A 21,094-nucleotide genomic window follows, 5' to 3' on the forward strand; every position below is an offset into this window, starting at 1 on the left:
TGAAATGGAATGCATAGCGTGCTTTTTTTCGTTTGAGGCCCGCGCCGGGCTCTGCTCTGATAAGCGCACAGCCGCTCATCAGCAGGAGGAACGACAGCGCATGGAGCTCCCTTTCGTCAGCGAGTCGATGGGGGTGGTGCACCCCATCTGTGTCGAACGCGGCCACAATGCCGAGGTATGGGACGAGCAGGGGCGTCGCTATATCGACTTCGTCGGCGGCATCGGCGTACTCAACTTGGGGCACTGCCATCCGGCGATCGTCGAGGCGGCGGTTGCCCAGCTCGGCCGCCTGACCCACTCGGCGTTCAACGCCGTGCCGCACCGCAGCTATCTCGATGTGGTCGAAGCGCTGCAGGCGTTCGTGCCGGTCAGCTACCCGCTTAGCTGCATGCTCACTAACAGCGGCGCCGAGGCGACCGAGAACGCGCTGAAAGTGGCGCGCGGGTACACCGGCCGCCAGGCGGTGATCGCCTTCGACGATGCTTTTCACGGCCGTACCCTGGCGGCGCTCAATCTCAACGGCAAGGTGGCGCCCTACAAGCGCCGGCTCGGTGCGCTGCCAGGCCCGGTCTACCACCTGCCGTTCCCCAGCGCCGACGGAGGCGTCAGCGCCGAGCAGAGCCTGGCGGCCCTGGCGCGGCTGTTCGAGGTCGAGGTGCCGGCTGATGAAGTGGCCGCCATCGTGGTCGAGCCGGTGCAGGGCGAGGGCGGCTTTCGCCTGCTCGACCGCGCCTTTGCCGAGCAGCTGCGTGAGGTCTGCGACCAACACGGTATCGTCTTGATCATCGACGAGATCCAGTCCGGCTTCGGGCGCAGCGGCACGCGATTCGCTTTCTCGCACCTGGGCATCGAGCCCGACCTGCTGCTGATGGGCAAGAGCATGGCCGGCGGCCTGCCGCTGGCCGCAGTGGCGGGGCGCGAGGCGATCATGAACGCCTTGCCCAAGGGCGGGCTGGGCGGTACCTACTCCGGCAACCCGGTGGCCTGCGCCGCGGCCAAAGCGGTGATGCAGGTCATGAGCGAGCCACGGCTGAGCGAGTGGGGCGCGCGGGTCGAGCAGGCCATCGTGGCGGCGCACCGCCGCTGGCAGGCCAGCGAGCGCTTTCCGATGCTCGGCGAGCTGACCGGGATCGGTGCCATGCGCGGCATCGTTTTCCACGATACCGCCGCCGCCAGCGGCAGCCAGCACCTGGCTGCTCTGCTGGCCAAGGCCCGTGAGCATGGCCTGCTGTTGATGCCCAGCGGGCGGCACAAGAACGTGCTCCGGCTGCTGATGCCGCTGACCATCGAGCCCGAACGGCTCGACGAAGGCCTGGCGATCCTCGAGCGCGCCCTCGAGTCGCTCGCGGCCTGAGCCGCCTGCCCAGATCCCTTTACGCCTGGATCATTCTATGCTGAGTACAGACCGGCCACAGGAGGCCAAGATGAGCAATTGGATAGCCACAGACGAGATTCGCGGTAACTTCGCCAAGGCGATGTCGGAGATGTACCGCCACGAGGTGCCGCAGTACGGCAGCCTTTTGGCGCTGGTCGAGGCGGTCAACCGCGAGACCCTGGACGCCGACCCCACGCTGGCGGCCGAGCTGCGCGACAGCGATGAGCTGGCGAGGCTGGACGTGGAGCGCCACGGCGCAATTCGCGTCGGCACCCCGGATGAGCTGGCCATGCTGCGCCGGTTGTTCGCGGTGATGGGCATGCACCCGGTAGGCTACTACGACCTGTCCGAGGCCGGCGTGCCGGTGCACTCCACGGCGTTTCGCCCGGTGGACGACGCTGCCCTCAAGCGCAACCCGTTCCGCGTGTTCACCTCGCTGCTGCGCCTGGAGCTGATCGAAGACGCCGCGCTGCGCCAGCGCGCCGCCGAGATCCTCGCCGCCCGCGATATCTTTACCCCGGGGGCGCGGGAGCTGATCGCCACCGCCGAGCGCCAGGGCGGGCTGGATGCCGAGCAGGCCGAGCGCTTCGTGGCCGAGGCGCTGGAAACCTTCCGCTGGCACCGCGAGGCCACCGTCGACCTGGGCACCTACCGCGCGTTGAGCGACGAGCACCGCCTGATCGCCGACGTGGTGTGCTTTCGCGGCCCACATATCAACCACCTGACGCCGCGTACGCTGGATATCGACGCCGTTCAGCAGCGCATGCCCGAGGCCGGCATCGACCCCAAGGCGATCATCGAAGGCCCGCCGCGCCGCGCCTGCCCGATCCTGTTGCGGCAAACCAGCTTCAAGGCGCTGGAGGAGCCGATCCGCTTCGCCGACGCCGCCGAAGGCCACCACACCGCGCGCTTCGGCGAGATCGAGCAGCGCGGTGTGGCGCTGACGCGCAAGGGCCGTGAGCGCTACGATCGACTGCTGACGGCCTCGCGGAAGGGCGGCCCGGCCGCCGACAACGTCAGCCACCAGGCGCAACTGAGTGAGGTGTTTGCCGACTTCCCTGACGATCCCGCCACGCTGCGTCGTGACGGCCTGGCGTTCTTTCACTACCGCGCCGTGTCGGGTGCGACCGCCGATAGCGGAGTCGGCGGCGAGCCTGACGTCGAAGCCTTGATTGCCGAAGGTGCGCTGGTCGCCACGCCCATGACCTACGAAGACTTCCTGCCTGTCAGCGCCGCGGGGATCTTCCAGTCCAACCTCGGCGACGGCGTGCACGACGAGTACGCCAGCCACTCCAACCAGGCGCAGTTCGAGGAGGCGCTAGGGGCTGCGGTCATCGACGAGATCGCACTCTACCAGCAGCGGCAAGAGGTGTCGCTGGCACAGGCGCTGAGCCTACTGCGGTAGGATGTTGGCTTGGATGTATCGCAAGGAGGGAGGCATGTTCCAGAAGATTTTGGTGGTATGTACCGGCAATATTTGCCGCAGCCCGGTAGGTGCGGCCTTTCTGACGTCTCACCTCCCCGGTCGCGCTATCGCGAGTGCGGGACTGGCTGCCTGTATCGGTCGGCCGGTCGACCCCGCTGCACGAAGCCTCGCTGAACGTGACGGACTGAGGGTCGATGATCACCTGGCGCGGCAGCTAACGCCTGAGTTGGTGCACAATCATCAATTGATATTGGTCATGGGGCGGGCACAGCGTGACGGTGTGGTGCAGATGGTGCCTGAGTCGTGGGGCAAGACGATGTTATTTGGCAAGTGGCTAGGTGATTGCGAAATCGAAGACCCCTACCGCCAGTCAGTGGAGGTGTTTGCACGTACTCACGAACAACTCAAGGCGGCAGCCACGGCGTGGGCCGCTCGCCTTGAGTAAGGCGAGACATCAGTTCAGCGGCGCCATCGCCTCGAGCAGGCTCTGCAGGAACCCCAGGCTGTCGCTGAACAGCCGCTGCAGGAAGCGCGCGAAGTCGGTCATCAGTACCATCAGCAGGAAAATGCCCACGGTCAGCGAGGTGGGGAAGCCGATATTGAAGACCGTGAGCTGTGGCGCCGAGCGGTTGAGGATGCCCAACGACAGGTTGATGATCAGCAGCGAGCCGACCAGCGGTAGCGCCAGTAGCATCCCCGAGACGAAGATAGTGCCGCCGAAGCGCACCAGCATTTCGAAGGCGCCGGCGTTGAAGCCGCCCATGCCGATCGGCAGGGTGACGAAGGTCGAGGCGAGGATCTCGATCACGATCAGGTGGCCGTTGAAGGCCAGGAACATCAGCAGGGTGATCATGTAGAACACCCGCGACAGGATCATGGTGTTGGTGCCGCTGCCGGCGTCGAAGAAGGTCGCAAAGGCCAGGCCCATCTGCAGGCCGATAAATTCCCCCGCCGCCTGCACTACCGCAAACATCACGTGCATTGTCAGCCCGATAGCGATACCGATCAGCATCTGCTCGACCATGATGCCGAGGCTTGCCCAGGAGACGATCGGCGCGTCGGGGAGCTCGGGCAGGCCGGGGCCGATGACCACGGTGAGAAGTACCGCCAGGCCGATCTTGGCCTGATTGGGGACCGCCGAGTGACCCAGCAGCGGTGAGGCCATCAGAAACGCGGTAATGCGCACGAAAGGCCACAGAAATAGCATCAGCCAGGTCTGCAGCTGGGCGAAGGTCACCTCGACCATGAGCCTACACCGTCAGCTCAACATCAGCGGGATGTTGGTGAACAGCTCGCGGGTGAAGTCGCTGATCAGCTTGAGCAGCCAGGGGCCGGCGAATACCAGCACCGTGAACACCCCGAGAATCTTGGGGATGAACGATAGGGTCATCTCGTTGATCTGGGTGGCGGCCTGGAACAGGCTGACGGTCAAGCCGGTGAGCAGGGCGGTGATCAGCAGTGGCCCTGCCAGGAGCAGCGTGACCCGCATGCCCTGGTAGGCCATCCCCATGACGACTTCGGGTGTCATTGCAGTCTCCTCGCCGCGGTCATATGTAGAAACTCTCGGCCAACGAGCCGATGATCAGCTGCCAGCCATCCACCAGGACGAACAGCATCAGCTTGAACGGTAGCGAGATGGTCGCCGGTGGCACCATCATCATGCCCAGCGACATCAGCGTACTGGCGACCACCAGGTCGATGATCAGAAAGGGGATGAAGATGGTGAAGCCGATCTGGAACGCCGTCTTTAGCTCGCTGGTGACGAAGGCCGGCATCAAGACTCGCATCGGCAGGTCTTCGGGGCCCTGCATCTCGCCGACGTCGGCCAGACGCACGAACATCGCCAGGTCCGGCTCGCGGGTCTGGGCCAGCATGAACTCGCGAAACGGCTGGCTGGCGACCAGCAGAAATTCGTCGAAGTTGATGTCGTCGGCGGAGAGCGGCAGCCAGGCGTCCTGGTAGACCTGGGCGAATACCGGCGACATCACGAAGAAGGTCAGAAACAGCGCCAGGCCCAACAGCACCTGGTTGGGGGGCGCCGACTGGGTGCCCATGGCGGTGCGCAGCAGGCTGAGCACGATGATGATGCGGGTGAAGCCAGTCATCATCAGCAACAGCGCCGGAAGAAACGCCATCGAGCTGAGCAGCAGCAGGGTCTGCAGATGCATCGACCACTGCTGGCCGCCATCCTCGGTAGGCTGGGTGATGATGCCGGGGATCGTCGCCTGGGCGGAGGCGGTGGCGGGCAGCCACCACAGCAGCAGGCCCAGCAGTAACGGTAGAACGAGGCGATTCATCGACATCACTACCGCGTTCCCTTGCCGCGGCCAAGGCCGGCATTCTGCTTCAAGGCGCTGGCGAAGCGCGTGGCGAAGCTGTTGCCCTCGGGATGTTCCGGCGCGAGCGGCGAGGCGTCCACCGGCGCGGCGCATTCGTGCAGCTTGTTGACCTGGCCGCCACCCACGCCGAGTACCAGCCAGGTACCTTCGACGTCGACGATGACCACTCGCTCGCGGTTGCCCACGGTGGTGCTGCCCACCACCTTGAGGTGCTGGCCTTGTAGGCGGCCCTGGGGGTGCAGGCGTTTGACCAGGTAGCTGCACAGGAAGATCACCGCTACCACCAGCGCCAGGGCGGCGGCGGTCTTGCCCAGCGCGGCCATGCCGAGCAGGGCGTCGCTGGTGCCTACGCTACCTTCGAGCGCCGCCAGGCCGCTGGTATCGACCTGGGGAGTGGGCGCGGGTGTCGAAACGCTATCGCTCATCGGTTGAGTTTCTGCACGCGCTCTGAGGGAGTGATGATCTCGGTGACGCGGATGCCGTACTTGTCATCCACTACCACCACTTCGCCCTGGGCGATCAGGTAGCCGTTGATCAGGATGTCCATGGGCTCACCGGCCAGGCCATCGAGCTCGATCACCGAACCCTGAGCAAGCTCGAGAAGCTGCTTGATGGTGATGCGGGTGCGGCCGAGCTCCACGGAGAGCTTGACCGGGATGTCCATGACCATTTCGAGGTCGCGGGCGGCACCGCTGCCCTCACCCTTGTCGAGCGGTTTGAAGACCTTCGAGCCGGCGGCTTCCGGCTGGCTGTCCGGGGCGGCGGCTTCCTCAGCCTCGCTCTCGGCCTGTTCGGCCAGGGCTTCGGCCCAGGGGTCGTCGTCGGCGGGCGCCGCATCGCCCTGTTCGGCCATGGCGCTGGCCCAATCGTCGTCGGTGGCGTTCTGATCGGGCTTGTTGGGATCAGAGGAGGTGGGATCAGTCATTATCGGATTCCTTGGCTTGCGGCGTTGACCCTTTGACGAAAGTTTCCTTGGCCGGCTTGGATGGCGAAGCATGCTCGATCAGGCTGTTGACGCGCAGCGCGCGCTGACCGTGTTGGCTGCCGTATTCGCAGCGCATCACCGGCACCCCGTCGACGCGGGCGGTGACGATTTCCGGCAGTTCGATAGGCAGCACGTCGCCGACCTCGAGTGACATCACGCGGCCGATGCTGCTGGGAATATCGACGAAGTCGGCGATCAGCTCGACGTGGGAGCGCTTGATCTCACCGGCCATGCGCTGGCCCCACTGCCGCTCCTCTTCGGGGTGGCTGTCGGTGAGCGGGCCACTCAGCTGTTCGCGCAGCGGCTCGATCATCGAGTAGGGCATGCAGATCTGGAAATCGCTGGTCAGGTTGCCGACTTCCAGATGGAAGGTGCTGTTGACCACGATCTCGTTGGGCGAGTTGGTGATGTTGGCGAACTTGACCTGCATCTCGGAGCGCAGGAATTCCACCTCCAGCGGGTATACCGAGCGCCAGGCTTCCTGGTAGGCGTCGATGGCGAGGTTGAGAAGACGCCGAATGATGCGCTGCTCGGTGTGGGTGAATTCGCGGCCTTCCGACTTGGTGAGAAAGCGCCCGTCGCCGCCGAACAGGTTGTCGACCACCATGAATACCAGGCTGGGCGGAAATACTACCAGCGCCGAGCCGCGCAGCGGCTTGAGGGCCACCAGGTTGAGATTGGTGGGCACCGGCACGTTGCGGGCGAAGTCGCTGTAGCTCTGGTAGCGCACGGTGTCGACGGTGATGTCGGCACTGCGCCGCAGCAGGTTGAACAGGCTCATCCGGAAGTGGCGCGCGAAGCGTTCGTTGATGATATCCAGGGCGTGCAGACGCTCGCGAATGACCCGGTGCTGCGTGGCCGGATCATAGGGGCGAATGCGCGCGTCGCTGTCGCTACCCTTGCTGTCGCTAGGGGCGGACTCTTCTTCGCCGCTGACGCCCTTGAGCAGGGCGTCGATCTCTTCCTGAGAGAGCAGGTCGTCTTGGGACATGGCGCTATTGCACTTCTCGGTGAAGACTCAAGGGTTCAGCGTCGCGGTCACTGGACGATGAATTCGGTGTAGAGCACGTCATTGACCATCAGCGAGGGCTGCGGGTCGGTCAGCGGCTGGTCGAACAGTGCCAGGATCTCGGCCGACAGCTGTTGCTTGCCCTCTGGGCTGGTCAACGCCTCGGCCTGCTGGCTGGTGAGCAGCATCAGCAGCCGGCTGCGAACCTGCGGCATGTGCTCTTCGATCAGCTCGCGGGTGGTCTCGTTGCCGACCCGCAGCGACAGCCCGATGTACAGCAGCCGCTGGTCGTAGTGGCGACTCTGCAGGTTGACCGTGAACGGATTGATGTCGACGAAGATCGGCGCCGGGGCGCGGGGATCTTCGACGGCGGCTTGGACGTTATCCGTCTCGGAGCCGTCGCGGTTGTCCATCATGTAGTACATGGCGGCCGAGCTACCCATCGAGAACAGGATGATCAGGAGCCCGATGATCCACCAGGGTTTGCGGCTACCCGCGCTGCGATTCTTTGCCATTGTCTTGCCACCGTTGGATGGGCGCCCCCAGGGGGCATTCCAGAAAGCAGTATGGCGATAGCCGTGCCATCGCCATGGTTCGAAAAGGCTGGCCTAAACCGCGTATCTTGGCGCTTTGCCAAAAAGCGATGGCCCTTGACCTCATGAGGAGTTATCGGCCGGGGGGATGAGAGATTGAGGGTGGTGGGGAAAATGCCCCGTCATGCGGGGCCTCATGCATAGAGATCGACGCGGCCGTCGAGGTCGAGGGAGCGTGCCGGGGGCGCTTGGTGGTCGCCCTCGTCGCTGCCGTCTGGGGTGTCATTCGGCTGGCTTCCGGATGCGCCGTTACCGCCGCCGTTGGCGAATTGCATCTCGCCCTGCTGGCCGCCAGCGTGTTCGCCGACCATCGCTTCGCTGAGTGAGATACCCTGCTCCTCGAGGGCTTCACGCAGCTGTGGGATGGCCTGCTCGACCGCGGCGCGAACCTGGGCATGGGCGGAGAGGAACTGCGCCTGGGCGCCGCTCTCGCCCATCTTGAGGCTCACCGACAGCGGCCCGAGTTCGGCGGGGTTGAGGCGCAGTTCGACGCGTTGGTCGCCGCGCTGGGTGAGGTTGACCAGCTGCTGGCCGAGCTGCTGCTGCCACTGTTGACTGGCCACCGGCGCGTTGAGCGCTGCGCCATTGGGGCTGGCCGCGGGCTGACCCTGAGGCTGCGGGCTGGCGGTGGTGCCCTGGGCGCTGGCGGCGCCTGGTGCCAGGACGCCTTGGTTCTCGCCGCTGGCTGTGTTGGGGGCCTCGCCGCGCCCGGCGAGCGCGGCGAATAGCGGCGTGTCACTGCCTGGCTGTGATGCTGAGGGTGCCGGCTGGGCTGTGGCGCCGCTGGTGGCGCTGAGACTGGCAGTGGGCGCGGCCTGGGCGGCGCTGCGCAGTGCCTGCTGGGTGATCTCGGTGAGTGCGTCGCGGCCACTGCCCTTGGCTTCGCGTGCCGCTGCGGGGTCGAGCAGCAGGGGCTCGGCATCGATCCGTAGCGGGCGCACCTCTGCTTCCGCGTGGCCGGGGGCGCGGGACTGCAGGGCGGCCAGCTCGGCGCCGGGCTGCTTGGTGAGCACTTTGCCAGTCTCGGCCTGCGGCCGGCCGGCAGCGTCGATCAGCGCCATGCGCTGGCGGACCTCGGCGAGTAGCGCCGACTCCTCATCCGCGCTCAGCGTTACCGTGTTTGTCATCGGCCGCTGTGTGGCGGTGTCATTGAGCAGTGCTTCCAGGGCGGCGAGGGGCGCTGCTTCCAGGGCGGCGAGAGGCGCTAGGTCGTCCATGCCGGCGGCATCGTCCATTACGTCTTCAAGCAGCGCCATCATCTCGCTCTCGGCGTCGCCTTCAGTTAGCCCTTCGGCCAGCGCCGCAAGCTCGGGAGGCAGTTCGCCATCGGCACTCAGCGGGTGCTTACCCTGAGCCTCACCCAGCAGCTGGGTGAGGCCGGCGCCTTGGGCGGCGCGGCTGAGCTGTTCGGCGAAGGCGCTATCGGCGGGCAGCTTGCTGCCGGGCTGGGCCTGGACGGCCTTGCCGGTGCCGGCTTGAGCCGTTAGAAGCGCGGTGATGTCCATATAGTGCCTCCTGTCAGTGGCTTTCGTCTTGCTCGCGGCGGCGACGCAGCATGGCGTTGGCGCTGAGTTCATCATTGACGCGCTGCTCGTGGCGTTGGGCCTTCTGGCGGATTTGGGCGGCGCGGCGGCTGGCCAGAGTATCGTAGGAAGAAAGCTTGCGCTGCTCCTGCTGCCAGTGCTGCTGGCTCGAGGCGACGCGCTGCTCCTGCTCGCCGAGTGCCTGCTTGGCGCGGGCGATAGCAGCGTCCAGTGACGCCAGGAACTGCTGGTAGTTATGCATGGTGGCCGGGTCGATGCCAGCATGCATAGCGTCCTGCAGGCGCTGGGCGTACTCCAGTCGGTAGCGGCCCAGCGCATCGAGCTGGGCCACGGTGTGCTGCTGAGTACGGCGCTCGTTGGCGAGTGCCATGCCGGCGTTGTCGCGCGCCTCTTTGGCCAGATCGAGCAGGGTATCGAGCGGTTGCTGTTGCGTCATTTAGGCCCCTCCAATGAGTGCTGACATCGACTGTTGCGACTGGGCGACCGTGGCCTGCTCGTCGATCCGCTGCTGCAGGAACTGCTCTAGATGTGGGTAGATCTGTACGGCCTGGTCGAGCTGTGGGTCGTGGCCGGCGCTGTAGGCGCCGACGCTGATCAGGTCGCGGTTGCGCTGGAAACGTGAAAATAACTGCTTGAACTGCTGCGCCTGGCGCTGCTGGCCGGGATCGACGATAGCGGTCATGGCGCGGCTGATCGAAGCTTCGATGTCGATGGCCGGGTAGTGGCCTGACTCGGCCAGGGTGCGCGACAGTACGATATGGCCGTCGAGGATCGCCCGCGCCGAGTCGGCGATGGGGTCCTGCTGATCGTCGCCTTCGGTGAGCACGGTATAAAAGGCGGTGATCGAGCCACCGCCGCGCTCGGCGTTTCCTGCGCGCTCCACCAGCCCCGGCAGTTTGGCGAACACCGAGGGCGGATAGCCCTTGGTGGCCGGCGGCTCGCCAATGGCCAGAGCGATCTCGCGCTGGGCCATGGCGTAGCGGGTCAGTGAGTCCATGATCAACAGTACGTTGCGGCCGGCATCGCGAAAGCCTTCGGCCAGGCGCGTGGCGTAGGAGGCGCCCTGCAGGCGTTGCAGCGGTGAGGTGTCGGCGGGGGCGGCGACCACCACGGCGCGGCGGCGGCCTTCCTCGCCGAGGATGTTGTCAATGAAATCCTGTACTTCGCGGCCGCGCTCGCCGATCAGACCGACCACGATCACATCGGCTTGGGTGTAGCGGGCCATCATGCCCAACAGTACCGACTTGCCGACGCCGGAGCCGGCGAACAGCCCCATGCGCTGGCCGCGGCCGACGCTGAGCAACGCATTGATGGCGCGAATGCCGACGTCGATCTGGGCGTCGATGGGCGCCCGCGACAGCGGGTTGAGCGGTGGGGTGGCCAGCGGGGCGAACGGGGCGTCCTCGAGGGGGCCCTGATCGTCCAGGGGGCGGCCATTGCCGTCGACCACGCGGCCCAGCAGTGAATCACCGATCGGGAAGCGCCGGGCATTGCCGCCGTCGCTGTCGGTGAGCGGTAGCACCCGGGCGCCGGGGGAGAGCCCGCTGATCTCGGCCAGCGGCATTAGAAACAGCTTGTCGCCGGAAAAGCCCACGACTTCGGCTTCGGCGTAGTGGGTACCGCCCGGGCCGCTAAGCTCGATGCGACAACCGCTGCCCAGTGCCACCTTGAGCCCCACCGCCTCGAGCACCATGCCGGTGGCGCGCACGATGCGCCCGCTGGCGCGGTAGTGGGGCACTGCCTCGATACGCGCACCGACCCGTGAAAGGGTCTGCTGCCAGTGGGCCTGGTGGCGATTGTGGGCGGCGGCGTCAGTCATCGCTGGCCTCCTCGTCGCTGGCCGTCTGGCTGTCATCACCGCGCGCGCTGGGGCTCTGCTTGCGCTGGCGAATCATGGCGGTAATGGTGGCCCAGCGCCGCTCCCAGGTGGCGTCCAGCTCGCCGCTGGGGCTGGTTACGCGGCAGCCGCCGCGACTGATGGTGTCATCCGGCTGTAGCCGCCATCCGGCAGCGCTGAATTCGTCGCCGAGGTGTGCCTTGACCAGGCTGAGATCAGCGGGGTGCAGCCACAGCCGCGGATGACCGCTGAGGGTTGGGTCGGCGTGGAGCAGCTCGCGAACGATGTCGAGGATCTGCTCGGGGTGGGCGTCGAGCGCGTCGCCGGCAAGCTGGCGACCGGTGGTCAGTGCCAGCTCCACCAGATCGTCGGCAATCTCGTGGTCGAGCTGGGTCAGCGCGTCGCTGAAGTGCTGCGCCAGCGGGGCGAGAGGCGCCAGGGTCTTCTTTGTCTGATGCTTGAGCTCCGTCTCGCCGGCCTCGCGACCCTCGGCCAGGCCCTGCTCGTAGCCGGCCTGGTAGCCCTCGGCCTGGCCGGCGGCAAAGCCTTCCTGACGGGCTTCCTCGCGAACTTTTTCGCGCAGCGCCTCGATCTCGGCGTTGCGCTGGAACGCCTGCTGGCGGATCGCCTCGCGGCGCTTGCGTTCGCGCTCCTGCTGGTCGCGCTGGGGTTGGCCCAGCTCGTCCATCTGCCAGCGCCGCCAGGCGTCGTCGCGATCATCGAGATCGCGCCAGGCGTCAGACATAGGTGTCGTCTCCACCGCTCAGGACGATTTCGCCGGCGTCTGACAGACGCCGTACCACCTGCAAGATGGTCTTCTGCTCGGCCTCGACCTGAGACACACGGATCGGGCCGCGGGCTTCCATGTCTTCCTGCATCATCTGGGCGGCACGCTGTGACATGTTGCGCATGAACTTTTCCATCAGCGCGTCTGGCGCACCCTTGAGGGCAATCACCAGCGAGTTGGTGTCGATCTCCTTGAGCACCATCTGGATGGCGCGATTGTCGAGGTCGAGCAGGTTCTCGAACAGGAACATCTCGTCGATGATTTTCTGAGCCAGATCCTCGCTGTGGGCGCGGACCGTCTCGATCACCACCTCTTCCTGACTGGAGTTCATCAGGTTGAGGATCTCGGCGGCGGTTCTTACGCCGCCCATCTTGCTGCGCTTCAGGTTCTGGCCGTCGAGCATGCCGCCGAGGACTTCGGTGAGCTCTTGCAGCGCCGCTGGCTGCACGCCGCTGAAGGTGGCGATGCGCAGGACTACGTCGTTGCGCAGCTTGTCGTCGAAGTGTTCGAGGATATCGGCTGCCTGGTTGCGCTCAAGATGCACCAGGATGGTGGCAATGATCTGCGGATGTTCGTCGCGGATCATCTCGGCCACCAACGAGCCTTCCATCAAGTTGAGCGAGTCGATGCCCGAGCTGGTGCTGGTGGTCTCGAGGATGTCTTCGATCAGGCTCGAGGCGCGCTCGTTGCCCAACGCCTTGGTCAGCACCGAGCGGATATGGTCGCTGGAGTGCAGGTTGATGGCGGTGAACTGCTCGGACTCGTCATTGAAGTCGTTGAGCACCTGACGCATCTCCTCGTGGGAGACCTGGTCGAGGGTGGCCATCTCCTGGCTGATTTCCTGGACCTCGCGCGGGGCCAGGTATTTGAACACCTCGGCGGCGCTGTCCTCGTCGAGGGCGAGCAGCAGGATGGCGCTGCGTCGAGCGCCGCTCATGGGGATAGGGGCGGTCTTGCTCATCAGCTCTTGCCCTCGTCTTTTTGGATCCAGCTGCGCACGATCATGCCGATCAGGCGCGGGTCTTCCTGGGCCATCTCGCGTACGTCCTTGAGCTGCTGTTCGTAGGCCGAGGATTTGCGCTTCTTGCGCGGCGGCTCGTAGGTGCTCTCGTCCTCGAGCTGCTCGTGGCTATCGTCGTCCTCTTCGGGACCGCCCACGCTGGTGCGCAGGCCGGGTTCCGGCATGGCCACGGCGGCCAGCGGCTGCTCGGTGTAGCGCTTGATCAGCGGGCGCAGCAGCAGCAAGTAGAGCAGCAGGGCGATAAAGGCAATCAGCAGGTAGCGGCCGGCGCTGATGGCCATGGCCCGGAGTTCCGGCGACTCCCACCAGGCGCGCTGCTCGAACTCTTCCTGATCGAGGGTGAAGGGACTGTTGACCACTTCGATCTCGTCGCCGCGTGCCTCGGAGAAGCCCATGGCCTGACGCACCAGGCGGTTGAGCTGGGCCAATTCGGGATCGCTGAGGGCGACGCGCTCGATCTCGCCGTCGTCGTTGGTCTCTTCGCGATAGTTGACCACCACCGCCACCGAGAGGCGATCGATCTGCCCGCGCCGGTGCTGGATGTGCGCGATGCTGCGGTCGACCTCATAGTTGATGACGTTGCTGTGCTGCAGGTCGCTTGGGGCACCGCCCTCGGCGAGCTGTTCGTCATCGATGGGGTTGCCGTCTTCGTCGAGCGGTTGGTTGATCGGCGAGGGTGCGACGCCCGGCGGGGTATTGGTAAGCGCGCCGGGAATCCCCTGGGCGAGCTCTTCGCCGCCGCGGTATGAGGTATTCAGCTGCGAGCTGCGTACTGCCGCTTCGTTAGGCGCCTGGTTGGGGCCGTAGCGCTCGGAGGTCTCTTCGCGGCTGGAGAAGTCGATCTGGGCGGCGACCTGGGCGCGTACGTTCTGGCTGCCGAGGATCGGGGTCAGGATGTTCTCGATGCGGCGTTGGTAGGAACGCTCGACTTCGTCGATGTAGGCCAGCTGGGTGCCGTCGAGGTCGCGGCTGCTGCCACCGCGCTGGGAGAGCAGGCGCCCGGCCTGGTCGACCACGGTGACGTCGTCGGCGGAGAGTTCCGGCACGCTGCTCGAGACCATGTGAACGATGGAGTCGACCTGGCCCTCGCTGAGGCTGCGGCCGCCATGCAGAGTGAGCACGACCGAGGCCTTGGCCGGCTCGCGCTCGCGCACGAACACCGAGGGCTTGGCCATGGCCAGGTGGATGCGCGCGCGGTTGACCGGGCCCAGGGATTCGATGGAGCGCGATAGCTCGCCCTCCAGGCCACGCTGGAAATTGACCTGTTCGGCGAACTGGCTGACCCCGAAGGCCTGGTCGTCCATCAGCTCGAAGCCGACGTTGCCGCCCTGGGGCAGGCCCTGTTCGGCGAGCTGCAGGCGCAGGCTGTGGACCTGGTCGCTGGGGACGAGCAGGGCCTGGCCGCCGGAGCCCATCTGGTAATTGACGCCGCGGTTGTCTAGCTCGTTGATGATGCGACCGCCGTCGGCCTCGCTGAGATTGCTGTACAGCACGCGGTAGTCGGGGCTTCTGGCCCACAGCAGCAGGGCGATGATGATCGCGATGACCACCGCCACGGCGACCATCAACGGTACCAGCGGGTTGGCGCGCAGCTGCTCGGCGAGCTTGGCGGTAGACAGGCCGCGTGCGCCGGCTGCGGCACCCTCGCTGCTGCGGCTGCCGGCGGCCTGAGCGCCAGCGTTGGTCTGGGCCTCGCTCACGGCGTGCCTCCTGCGGCTGTGAGGCGTTGCCCTATGTCGGTGTCGAAAATCATTGCGCCATCCGGCTCCACAAGCTGTCCGATTCGCCGCCTCCTTGGGCGGGCGGTCGTGTGATGACCGCCATTATGCGGAGGTAGGTAAAGGCTAAAGGGAAGAAAAGCCGGAGTTTTGCTCGCCAATTGATGCTTTGGTGGTGAGGCCTCCCTTGCTAGGCTTGCTGCCACGCTCTCCAACCAGTGAGTCGAGTGCATGAGTACACCCGCGATTCAATCAGCCGTAGCGCAGATGCAGTCGATGGCGACCCAGGCCGCTGGCGCCCAGCACAAGGGGCAGCAGCTGTCGACGGCAGTTGGTCAAGGCGGCTTTGCCAACGAGCTGCAGGCCTCCATTCAGCGCATCAATCGCCTGCAGCAGACCGCCAGCGCCAAGGCCACGGCCTTCCAGTCCGGTGATCCGGACGTGGCGCTCAACGACGTGATGGTCGATATGCAGAAGGCCAGCGTGGCGTTTCAGATGGGCGTGCAGGTGCGCAACCGTCTTGTCACGGCCTACAAAGACGTGATGAATATGCAGGTTTAGCGGGGTTGCCTTGACCCTGACACCACGCTGCCCGGCCATTTGGCCGGGCAGCGCCGTTTGGGATGGGGTCAGGCTTTGCGCAGCGAGGCATCGAGGTGGTCGACCACCTCGGCCCAGTCGGCGTCGTCTTCCAGTGCTTCGTGGAGAAAGTCGGCCTGCGCGCGGCTCCAGAAGGGGGCGTCGGGCAGTGGTAGCGCGTCGGGCAGCGGTGAGTGCTGCTCGATAAAGGCCTCGATCGAGGCGGCGTCTGCGGGCAGGCCGAGCTGTTCGAATAGCTCGCTGAAGTGATGTACCGGTGGCTGCATGGCAGTCTCCCTGGTAGACGACATGTCCCTACACCATAGCGGCTCGCGGCCGTCTCTGCCGGTCAGCGTTCGCCGGCCAGCGGGGTGAGAAAGCGTTGGCGCCGCTCGGCATGGTCAAGCGGCTGGGCCAACAGGTGGACAAGCTTGGTGAATGTGGCTTCCGGGGTCATGGCATCGGCACACAGCACGCCGGCATCGGCGAGGCCGCGGCCGGCGGCATAGTGGCCGATCTCGATACTGCCGTGGGGGCACTGGCTGAGGGCGACGAGTAGCTTGCCCTCACCGCTGGCGCGGGCCAGTACGCCGAGCAGCTCGGGGTCATCGGGGGCGTTGCCGCCGCCCCATACCTCGAGCAGGGCGCCTTGGACCTCGGCGGGCTCGAGCCAGGCAGCGACTTGCCAGGCGGCGATGCCCGGCCATAGCGCGATGCGCACCACTTTGGATTGATAGTCGGGCAGCTCGAAGCGTGGCGCGCCACGCTGCTGCTCGGCCAGGCCGCGGCTGGGATAGAGCACTGGACGGTGGTCGACGAGTTCGCCTAGAGGCGGGTAGTTGGGGCTGTTGAAGGCGTCGGCGGCCTGGGTCTGCCACTTGCGCGCCCGGGTGGCGCGCAGCAGCTTGCCGGCGAAGCATACGGCGACCTCCTGCAGCATGGGCTCGGCGGCAAAGCGCAGCGCCGCCTCGATATTATCCAGGGCGTCGGAGCGCTCGGCCTCCAGCGGTTGCATGGCGCCGGTGACCACCACCGGGATGTCGATGCCCTGCAGCTGGTAGGCCAGACTGGCGGCGCTCCAGGTCAGGGTGTCGGTGCCGTGCAGCACGACGATGCCGGCGTAGCGCTGCCGGGCGTGCTGCTCGGCGATCAGCCGGGCCAGGCCCTGCCAGGTGGCGGGGGTGGCGGCGCTGGAGTCGATGGGTTGGGGTGTCTCGATCAGCTCGAAGGCCGGCAGGTCGGCCTGCCGCGCCGGGGGTAGGCTGGCCAGGGCGGTGGTCAGACGCGAGCCAAAGTCGCCGCCGGGCACCAGGCCCGCGACGCTGGGCAGCATGCCGAGGGTGCCTCCGGTGTAGATAACGAGAAGCGGACGAGGGGGCTGCGCCATGACGGGTTTCCTGTTGCGGGCTTAAGGAGTCGGCGAGTCATGATACCCGAGGATGGTGCTACGATCAGTCGTCGACTCTACGGCTTAGGAAGTCGATGCCGGCGTCGATGGCGCCGCCGCGGGTGACGAAGCTGGTCAGGTGCCCGCGCAGCCGCTGCAGATAGAGTTCGCTGTGAATGCCGCGGTCGAGCAGCGCCTGATGGAAATCCTTGGCGTGGTCTACCGGCACCAGGCGGTCCTGGGTGCCATGAAACAAGAAGAAGGCCGGGGCGCTGTCGCCGAGCTGGCGCGCCGGCGAGGCGAGCCGATACTGCTCGGGCACCTCGGCGCGGGTGCCGCCGAGGAACTGCACCACTAGCCGCCCGTCGTTGAACTTGAACAGGTCGGTGGGCATGCCGCCGGCGAGTACCGCCTGCAGCCGGGTATGCTCGCCGCCGTAGGGGGTGGCCAGTTCGGGGCGGTCGGCGCTTAAGCCGAGCAGCCCGACCAAATGGGCACCCGAAGAAAAGCCCGCGCCGACCAGGCGCCGGGTGTCGATGCGCCACTCGTCGGCATGCTGATGCAGCCAGCGCATGGCGATCTGCAAGTCGTGCAGCTGAGCGGGAAATTGGTACGCCGGGGCGAAGCGATGTTCGACATTGATTGCCACGAAGCCTGCCTGAGCGAGCCGCAAGGCGATCCCGTCCATATCGCTGCGGTCACGGCGCTGCCAGCCACCGCCGTGTACCACCAGTGCCGCGGGTCGCAGCCCGTTGCCGTGATCGTCGGGCAGGTAGACGTCTGCCCGCAGCGTTTCGGGCCAGTCGTCTGGGGTATAGGTTAGCCCTTCGAGGCGGGTGACCTGCTGGCTGGCGCTGCCGAGACCCGGGGGCGGTTCGCTCGGGGCGTTGAGGTGACGGCTGCAGCCGGCCAGCAGCAGGGGCAGGCAGAGCAGGGCGATCAGTCGACGATAGGGCGGCATGGCGGCTATCCGTACGGTGGTGGGTGCGCATCTTATACAAGGCTATACGCTCGTAGAGGCTTTGTGTATATATTGATGCGACCCACACCGGTACCCGGGGTTCCCTCGATCGTGCCCTATGCCTCGAGGTTGATCAGTCGCCCCTGTAGTTCGCTGAGTGACTCGGCGATGCGCAGCACCTCTTCGCTGGGGATCTGGCGAATGACGTCGCCGCTGTCGCGGTCGACGATCTTGGTCACGGTACGCGAGTCGAAATCGTTGAGATGGAATTCGATGCCGTAGGGGCGCATGACTTCATTGATGCGCAGTACCGGTTCGCTTAGGTTGCCGGTCGGGGGCAGGGCGGCGGCGCCGCGCTCGGCCTGCTTTTCGGGGGCCGGCAGCGGGCTCTGGCCCAGCTGGCCAAGCATGCTGTCCAGTCGCTGCTGTGCGGTCAAGCCATGGGTGGCGTGACTCATGTCATTGATCAGGTCGCTCATTTTATGTCCCTATCCCTGCAGATGGCTCTTCTGTCCAGATGGTTATCGGCAGGGGGGGGGGTTAGCTTTAGTGCGACCTGTCAAATGATAGCGGACGCTGGTGCTGCTCATGCATTGGCGGGGGTGTGGGCGGTCGTGGCGAGGCGCGCGACCATGGCCGTTACCATGCGTGCCGAGTGGTCCGCGGCCTTGGCCAGGAACTGCTCGAAGCTCAGGTGGTTGTCGCCACCCCCGGCAATATCCGAGAGTGCGCGGATCACCACGAAGGGGCAGCCGTAGAGGTGGCAGGTCTGGGCGATGGCGGCGGCTTCCATTTCGGCGGCGAGCATGGTCGGGAAGCGCGAGCGGGTCTTGGTGACCAGCTCGGGGCAGGCCATGAATACATCGCCGGTGGCGATAAGGCCTTCCACTACGCGCACTTCGCCGAGCGCCTCGACGCTATGACGGGCCACCGTCACCAGCCGCTGGTCGGGCAGGTAGGCGGCAGGCATCTGCGGGACCTGGCCGTGCTCGTAGCCGAACACCACGGCGTCGACGTCGTGGTGGCGCACTTCGCTGGAGACCACCACGTCACCGATCTCGAGCCCTTCGCCGAAGCCACCGGCGGAGCCGGTGTTGATGATCGCCTCGGGCTGATAAGTGTCGAGCAGCAGGGTAGTGCCGATGGCAGCGTTGACCTTGCCGATACCGGATTGAAGGATCACCACCTCGACACCGTGCAGACGGCCGATATGAAAAGTGCAGCCGACGTGCTGGCGGGTCTTGCCATCTTCGAGCAGGCTCGCCAGGTAGGTGACCTCCTGGGCCATGGCCCCGATGATGCCGATGCGCTTCATGCGAAGACGCTCCGCCACTCGTCGCGCTTGGCGAGAAACTCGCGGGCGACCTGCTGGGCGCCTTCGAGGCTATGGCTGGCTGCCCAGCCGCACTGCATCTCGTTGCAGGCAGGGACTTCCTCGGCGACCAGGATGTCTTCGAGGGTCTTGCGCAGCAGCTCGAGGACGTCGTCATAGTCGTCGTGATTGATCAGCGCGATGTAGAAACCGGTCTGACAGCCCATCGGACTGATGTCGACGACCTTGTTGGTGTGGTTGCGCGACAGTTCGGCCATCAGGTGCTCGAGGGAGTGCAGGGCGGGCATCTCCATGTGCGCCTGGTTGGGCTGGCAGATGCGCATGTCGTACTTGTGAATCTGGTCGCCGTTGTCGCCGACCTTGACCCCTGCCAAGCGCACGTAGGGTGCCTTGACCTTGGTGTGGTCGAGATTGAAGCTTTCCACGTTCATCTGCTGTTCGCTCATGGCGGCCTCGCGATGATGGAGAATTGAAGGGGCGCGTAGCCCTGAGAAGGCGCGCATTCTACCTGACTCAGCTCACGCTTGCATGGCGTCGTGAACGTCGGCGGCGTAGAGGGTGTTCTCGAGCAGGGAGGCGACGGTCATCGGGCCAACACCACCGGGCACCGGGGTGATGAAGCTGGCGCGCTCGGCGGCGGGGGCGAATTCGACGTCGCCGATCAAGCGGCCGTCGTCTTCGCGGTTAATGCCGACATCGATGACGATGGCGCCATCGCGAACCCATTCGCCCTTGACCAGTCCGGGCTTGCCCACGGCGACCACCAGCAGCTCTGCGCGGCGCACGTGGTCTTCGAGATCGCGGGTGAAGCGGTGGCAGACGGTGGTGGTGCAGCCGGCCAGCATCAGCTCGAGGGCCATGGGGCGGCCGACGATATTGGAGGCGCCCACCACCGTGGCGTTGAGGCCGCGGACATCGAGGCCGCTCTCCTGAAGCAGGGTCATGATGCCCTTGGGGGTGCACGGCCGCATCACCGGCAAGCGCTGGGCCAGACGGCCGAGGTTGTAGGGGTGAAAGCCGTCGACGTCCTTATGCGGCAGGATGCGCTCGAGTATCGGCCGTGCGTCGAGGTGCCCGGGTAGCGGCAGCTGCAGCAGGATGCCGTCGACGCTGGGGTCAGCATTAAGGCTATCGATCAGTCCCTCGAGCTCGGCCTGGCTGATGTCGCTGGGCAGTTCGTGCTGGACCGAGTGAATGCCGGCCTCGTCACAGGCGCGGTGCTTGTTGCGTACGTAGACGTGTGAGGCGGGATCATCGCCGACCAGGACAACGGCAAGGCCGGGAGTCCGTCCGCCTGCGTCACGCCGTGCGGCGACCTGGCGGGCGACCTGTTGGCGTACGTGAGCGGCAATTGCCTTGCCATCAATCAACTGGGCGGTCATTGAGTAATCCCCTGGCACATGGTGGGTGTGGCCTGCGTGCGGCTGCAGGCGCCGAAAACGGTATGGGCGGCGATTTTCGCATGTGCCGGGCCTGAGTCAAAGCGCCCATGTTCGGCTCCGGCATTGCTAAAGGCTTGACCGCAGGCGAAACATCCGTAGAATACGCCTCGCATTGCCGGGGCCCAATGGGTCCGGCAGGTTGAGCGAAATGTCGGCGGGGTGTAGCGCAGTCTGGTAGCGCGCCTGCTTTGGGAGCAGGATGTCGGGGGTTCGAATCCCTCCACCCCGACCATTTCAACTGTTTGATTATATTGAAAAAATATCATCAAGGGGTTGTCGGCACGAGCCTGAAGGTCGTAGAATGCGCCCATAGCTCAATCGGATAGAGCAACGGCCTTCTAAGCCGTAGGTTGCAGGTTCGAGTCCTGCTGGGCGCGCCAGGATAGGCGTTGTCGTGGCAGGCAGTAATGAGCAAGCGCAGGTCAGGCTGGTTCATGGCGACGGTGGATGTAGCTCAGTGGTAGAGCCCCGGATTGTGGCTCCGGTGGTCGTGGGTTCGATCCCCATCATCCACCCCATTCGCCATCCTGCTTTGATAGATTGCGCTGTGTTTCAGGTAGTGGTGGATGTAGCTCAGTGGTAGAGCCCCGGATTGTGGCTCCGGTGGTCGTGGGTTCGATCCCCATCATCCACCCCATTACCTCCCGCATCACTTTCTTTTTCTCGTATCATGTCTACTTCGTCTGCTGCGCCAAATGGCGGTGGCAGTTTTTGGCGTGTCTGCGCATAAAAATGCGCGTCACAGGCTTGATCGATCG

At 65.6% G+C, this 21,094-nt stretch carries 24 protein-coding genes and 4 tRNA genes; 8 read left to right on the top strand and 20 right to left on the bottom strand.

Going from position 1 to position 21,094, the window contains the following annotated elements:
- Window positions 1-100: 100 nt before the first annotated feature.
- The 3 genes from BLT16_RS09490 (at window position 101) to BLT16_RS09500 (ending at window position 3,246) form a co-directional block, all read left to right on the top strand.
- Window positions 101-1,354 (top strand): 2-aminoadipate transaminase, encoded by a 1,254-nt coding sequence (locus BLT16_RS09490; RefSeq protein WP_089658292.1) that lies wholly within the window; start codon window positions 101-103, stop codon window positions 1,352-1,354.
- A 70-nt stretch (window positions 1,355-1,424) separates the two neighbouring features.
- On the top strand, window positions 1,425-2,780 hold the full coding sequence (gene hglS / locus BLT16_RS09495) for a 2-oxoadipate dioxygenase/decarboxylase HglS (RefSeq protein ID WP_089658293.1): 1,356 nt from the start codon (window positions 1,425-1,427) through the stop codon (window positions 2,778-2,780).
- A gap of 34 nt (window positions 2,781-2,814) precedes the next feature.
- Window positions 2,815-3,246, top strand: a complete 432-nt coding sequence (locus BLT16_RS09500; RefSeq protein WP_089658294.1) for a low molecular weight protein-tyrosine-phosphatase — start codon at window positions 2,815-2,817, stop codon at window positions 3,244-3,246.
- A gap of 9 nt (window positions 3,247-3,255) precedes the next feature.
- On the opposite strand, the gene fliR is transcribed toward BLT16_RS09500, so the two are convergent.
- From fliR to fliF, 13 genes are all read right to left on the bottom strand, one after another.
- Complete coding sequence (fliR, locus tag BLT16_RS09505; RefSeq protein ID WP_089658295.1) at window positions 3,256-4,047, bottom strand: flagellar biosynthetic protein FliR; 792 nt, start codon at window positions 4,045-4,047, stop codon at window positions 3,256-3,258.
- Window positions 4,048-4,059: 12 nt separating this feature from the next.
- A complete protein-coding gene (gene fliQ / locus BLT16_RS09510) occupies window positions 4,060-4,329 on the bottom strand; it encodes a flagellar biosynthesis protein FliQ (RefSeq protein ID WP_089658296.1) in 270 nt (89 codons plus the stop codon).
- Between the two features lie 19 nt (window positions 4,330-4,348).
- Window positions 4,349-5,098 (bottom strand): flagellar type III secretion system pore protein FliP, encoded by a 750-nt coding sequence (gene fliP / locus BLT16_RS09515; protein WP_089658352.1) that lies wholly within the window; start codon window positions 5,096-5,098, stop codon window positions 4,349-4,351.
- An 8-nt stretch (window positions 5,099-5,106) separates the two neighbouring features.
- Window positions 5,107-5,565, bottom strand: a complete 459-nt coding sequence (gene fliO, locus BLT16_RS09520) for a flagellar biosynthetic protein FliO (protein WP_089658297.1) — start codon at window positions 5,563-5,565, stop codon at window positions 5,107-5,109.
- Entirely contained in the window at window positions 5,562-6,065 is a 504-nt protein-coding gene (gene fliN / locus BLT16_RS09525) for a flagellar motor switch protein FliN (protein WP_089658298.1), read from the bottom strand. The genes fliO and fliN overlap by 4 nt, the downstream gene beginning before the upstream one ends.
- A complete protein-coding gene (gene fliM, locus BLT16_RS09530; protein ID WP_089658299.1) occupies window positions 6,058-7,116 on the bottom strand; it encodes a flagellar motor switch protein FliM in 1,059 nt (352 codons plus the stop codon). Before fliM ends, fliN begins: the two co-directional genes overlap by 8 nt.
- A 47-nt stretch (window positions 7,117-7,163) precedes the next feature.
- Window positions 7,164-7,649 carry a flagellar basal body-associated protein FliL gene (gene fliL, locus BLT16_RS09535; protein ID WP_089658300.1) on the bottom strand — a complete coding sequence of 162 codons (486 nt, stop codon included), beginning with the start codon at window positions 7,647-7,649 and terminating at the stop codon, window positions 7,164-7,166.
- Window positions 7,650-7,861: 212 nt separating this feature from the next.
- Entirely contained in the window at window positions 7,862-9,232 is a 1,371-nt protein-coding gene (locus tag BLT16_RS09540) for a flagellar hook-length control protein FliK (RefSeq protein WP_143025057.1), read from the bottom strand.
- Between the two features lie 13 nt (window positions 9,233-9,245).
- The gene (fliJ, locus tag BLT16_RS09545; RefSeq protein ID WP_089658302.1) at window positions 9,246-9,707 is read right to left on the bottom strand and encodes a flagellar export protein FliJ; all 462 of its coding nucleotides are present in this window, start codon (window positions 9,705-9,707) and stop codon (window positions 9,246-9,248) included.
- Window positions 9,708-11,090, bottom strand: coding sequence for a flagellar protein export ATPase FliI (fliI, locus tag BLT16_RS09550; protein WP_089658303.1), 1,383 nt, complete (start codon window positions 11,088-11,090; stop codon window positions 9,708-9,710).
- On the bottom strand, window positions 11,083-11,853 hold the full coding sequence (fliH, locus tag BLT16_RS09555; RefSeq protein WP_089658304.1) for a flagellar assembly protein FliH: 771 nt from the start codon (window positions 11,851-11,853) through the stop codon (window positions 11,083-11,085). Before fliH ends, fliI begins: the two co-directional genes overlap by 8 nt.
- Window positions 11,846-12,856, bottom strand: coding sequence for a flagellar motor switch protein FliG (gene fliG / locus BLT16_RS09560; protein ID WP_245701572.1), 1,011 nt, complete (start codon window positions 12,854-12,856; stop codon window positions 11,846-11,848). The genes fliH and fliG overlap by 8 nt, the downstream gene beginning before the upstream one ends.
- Window positions 12,856-14,616: a flagellar basal-body MS-ring/collar protein FliF gene (fliF, locus tag BLT16_RS09565; protein WP_089658305.1), complete on the bottom strand. Its 1,761-nt coding sequence runs from the start codon at window positions 14,614-14,616 to the stop codon at window positions 12,856-12,858. The genes fliG and fliF overlap by 1 nt, the downstream gene beginning before the upstream one ends.
- A gap of 249 nt (window positions 14,617-14,865) precedes the next feature.
- On the opposite strand from fliF, the gene fliE reads away from it, so the two are divergent.
- Window positions 14,866-15,195, top strand: coding sequence for a flagellar hook-basal body complex protein FliE (fliE, locus tag BLT16_RS09570; protein ID WP_089658306.1), 330 nt, complete (start codon window positions 14,866-14,868; stop codon window positions 15,193-15,195).
- 68 nt (window positions 15,196-15,263) lie between these two features.
- Here fliE and BLT16_RS09575 read toward each other — a convergent pair whose 3' ends face one another.
- The 7 genes from BLT16_RS09575 to folD all read right to left on the bottom strand — a co-directional run bounded on the left by BLT16_RS09575 (window position 15,264) and on the right by folD (window position 20,276).
- A complete protein-coding gene (locus tag BLT16_RS09575; RefSeq protein ID WP_089658307.1) occupies window positions 15,264-15,500 on the bottom strand; it encodes a DUF2789 domain-containing protein in 237 nt (78 codons plus the stop codon).
- A gap of 62 nt (window positions 15,501-15,562) precedes the next feature.
- A complete protein-coding gene (locus BLT16_RS09580) occupies window positions 15,563-16,600 on the bottom strand; it encodes an asparaginase (RefSeq protein ID WP_089658308.1) in 1,038 nt (345 codons plus the stop codon).
- 64 nt (window positions 16,601-16,664) lie between these two features.
- On the bottom strand, window positions 16,665-17,561 hold the full coding sequence (locus BLT16_RS09585) for an alpha/beta hydrolase (RefSeq protein ID WP_089658309.1): 897 nt from the start codon (window positions 17,559-17,561) through the stop codon (window positions 16,665-16,667).
- Between the two features lie 116 nt (window positions 17,562-17,677).
- A complete protein-coding gene (locus tag BLT16_RS09590; RefSeq protein ID WP_089658310.1) occupies window positions 17,678-18,040 on the bottom strand; it encodes a flagellar protein FlaG in 363 nt (120 codons plus the stop codon).
- 107 nt (window positions 18,041-18,147) lie between these two features.
- Window positions 18,148-18,876, bottom strand: coding sequence for a 5'-methylthioadenosine/S-adenosylhomocysteine nucleosidase (mtnN, locus tag BLT16_RS09595; RefSeq protein ID WP_089658311.1), 729 nt, complete (start codon window positions 18,874-18,876; stop codon window positions 18,148-18,150).
- Window positions 18,873-19,340: an S-ribosylhomocysteine lyase gene (locus tag BLT16_RS09600; RefSeq protein ID WP_089658312.1), complete on the bottom strand. Its 468-nt coding sequence runs from the start codon at window positions 19,338-19,340 to the stop codon at window positions 18,873-18,875. The genes mtnN and BLT16_RS09600 overlap by 4 nt, the downstream gene beginning before the upstream one ends.
- A 72-nt stretch (window positions 19,341-19,412) precedes the next feature.
- The gene (gene folD / locus BLT16_RS09605) at window positions 19,413-20,276 is read right to left on the bottom strand and encodes a bifunctional methylenetetrahydrofolate dehydrogenase/methenyltetrahydrofolate cyclohydrolase FolD (RefSeq protein ID WP_089658313.1); all 864 of its coding nucleotides are present in this window, start codon (window positions 20,274-20,276) and stop codon (window positions 19,413-19,415) included.
- A 215-nt stretch (window positions 20,277-20,491) separates the two neighbouring features.
- On the opposite strand from folD, the gene BLT16_RS09610 reads away from it, so the two are divergent.
- From BLT16_RS09610 to BLT16_RS09625, 4 genes are all read left to right on the top strand, one after another.
- A tRNA-Pro gene (locus tag BLT16_RS09610) sits at window positions 20,492-20,568 on the top strand.
- 71 nt (window positions 20,569-20,639) lie between these two features.
- A tRNA-Arg gene (locus BLT16_RS09615) sits at window positions 20,640-20,716 on the top strand.
- 63 nt (window positions 20,717-20,779) lie between these two features.
- A tRNA-His gene (locus BLT16_RS09620) sits at window positions 20,780-20,854 on the top strand.
- 44 nt (window positions 20,855-20,898) lie between these two features.
- Window positions 20,899-20,973: transfer RNA gene (locus tag BLT16_RS09625), tRNA-His, on the top strand.
- Window positions 20,974-21,094 lie beyond the last annotated feature (121 nt).

The sequence above is a fragment of the Franzmannia pantelleriensis genome (assembly GCF_900102875.1).
GTDB lineage: Bacteria > Pseudomonadota > Gammaproteobacteria > Pseudomonadales > Halomonadaceae > Franzmannia > Franzmannia pantelleriensis.

Bases quoted from the DNA above. Each gene is read 5' to 3' on its own strand.
- fliO (WP_089658297.1), bottom strand. From the start codon at position 5,565: ATGAGCGATAGCGTTTCGACACCCGCGCCCACTCCCCAGGTCGATACC.
- BLT16_RS09540 (WP_143025057.1), bottom strand. From the start codon at position 9,232: ATGGACATCACCGCGCTTCTAACGGCTCAAGCCGGCACCGGCAAGGCC.
- hglS (WP_089658293.1), top strand. From the start codon at position 1,425: ATGAGCAATTGGATAGCCACAGACGAGATTCGCGGTAACTTCGCCAAG.
- fliM (WP_089658299.1), bottom strand. From the start codon at position 7,116: ATGTCCCAAGACGACCTGCTCTCTCAGGAAGAGATCGACGCCCTGCTC.
- fliG (WP_245701572.1), bottom strand. From the start codon at position 12,856: ATGAGCAAGACCGCCCCTATCCCCATGAGCGGCGCTCGACGCAGCGCC.
- BLT16_RS09590 (WP_089658310.1), bottom strand. From the start codon at position 18,040: ATGAGCGACCTGATCAATGACATGAGTCACGCCACCCATGGCTTGACC.
- fliH (WP_089658304.1), bottom strand. From the start codon at position 11,853: ATGTCTGACGCCTGGCGCGATCTCGATGATCGCGACGACGCCTGGCGG.
- folD (WP_089658313.1), bottom strand. From the start codon at position 20,276: ATGACCGCCCAGTTGATTGATGGCAAGGCAATTGCCGCTCACGTACGC.
- fliN (WP_089658298.1), bottom strand. From the start codon at position 6,065: ATGACTGATCCCACCTCCTCTGATCCCAACAAGCCCGATCAGAACGCC.
- BLT16_RS09490 (WP_089658292.1), top strand. From the start codon at position 101: ATGGAGCTCCCTTTCGTCAGCGAGTCGATGGGGGTGGTGCACCCCATC.
- fliI (WP_089658303.1), bottom strand. From the start codon at position 11,090: ATGACTGACGCCGCCGCCCACAATCGCCACCAGGCCCACTGGCAGCAG.
- BLT16_RS09585 (WP_089658309.1), bottom strand. From the start codon at position 17,561: ATGCCGCCCTATCGTCGACTGATCGCCCTGCTCTGCCTGCCCCTGCTG.
- BLT16_RS09575 (WP_089658307.1), bottom strand. From the start codon at position 15,500: ATGCAGCCACCGGTACATCACTTCAGCGAGCTATTCGAACAGCTCGGC.
- fliP (WP_089658352.1), bottom strand. From the start codon at position 5,098: ATGAATCGCCTCGTTCTACCGTTACTGCTGGGCCTGCTGCTGTGGTGG.
- fliQ (WP_089658296.1), bottom strand. From the start codon at position 4,329: ATGACACCCGAAGTCGTCATGGGGATGGCCTACCAGGGCATGCGGGTC.
- fliL (WP_089658300.1), bottom strand. From the start codon at position 7,649: ATGGCAAAGAATCGCAGCGCGGGTAGCCGCAAACCCTGGTGGATCATC.
- BLT16_RS09580 (WP_089658308.1), bottom strand. From the start codon at position 16,600: ATGGCGCAGCCCCCTCGTCCGCTTCTCGTTATCTACACCGGAGGCACC.
- fliR (WP_089658295.1), bottom strand. From the start codon at position 4,047: ATGGTCGAGGTGACCTTCGCCCAGCTGCAGACCTGGCTGATGCTATTT.
- BLT16_RS09500 (WP_089658294.1), top strand. From the start codon at position 2,815: ATGTTCCAGAAGATTTTGGTGGTATGTACCGGCAATATTTGCCGCAGC.
- BLT16_RS09600 (WP_089658312.1), bottom strand. From the start codon at position 19,340: ATGAGCGAACAGCAGATGAACGTGGAAAGCTTCAATCTCGACCACACC.
- fliJ (WP_089658302.1), bottom strand. From the start codon at position 9,707: ATGACGCAACAGCAACCGCTCGATACCCTGCTCGATCTGGCCAAAGAG.
- mtnN (WP_089658311.1), bottom strand. From the start codon at position 18,876: ATGAAGCGCATCGGCATCATCGGGGCCATGGCCCAGGAGGTCACCTAC.
- fliE (WP_089658306.1), top strand. From the start codon at position 14,866: ATGAGTACACCCGCGATTCAATCAGCCGTAGCGCAGATGCAGTCGATG.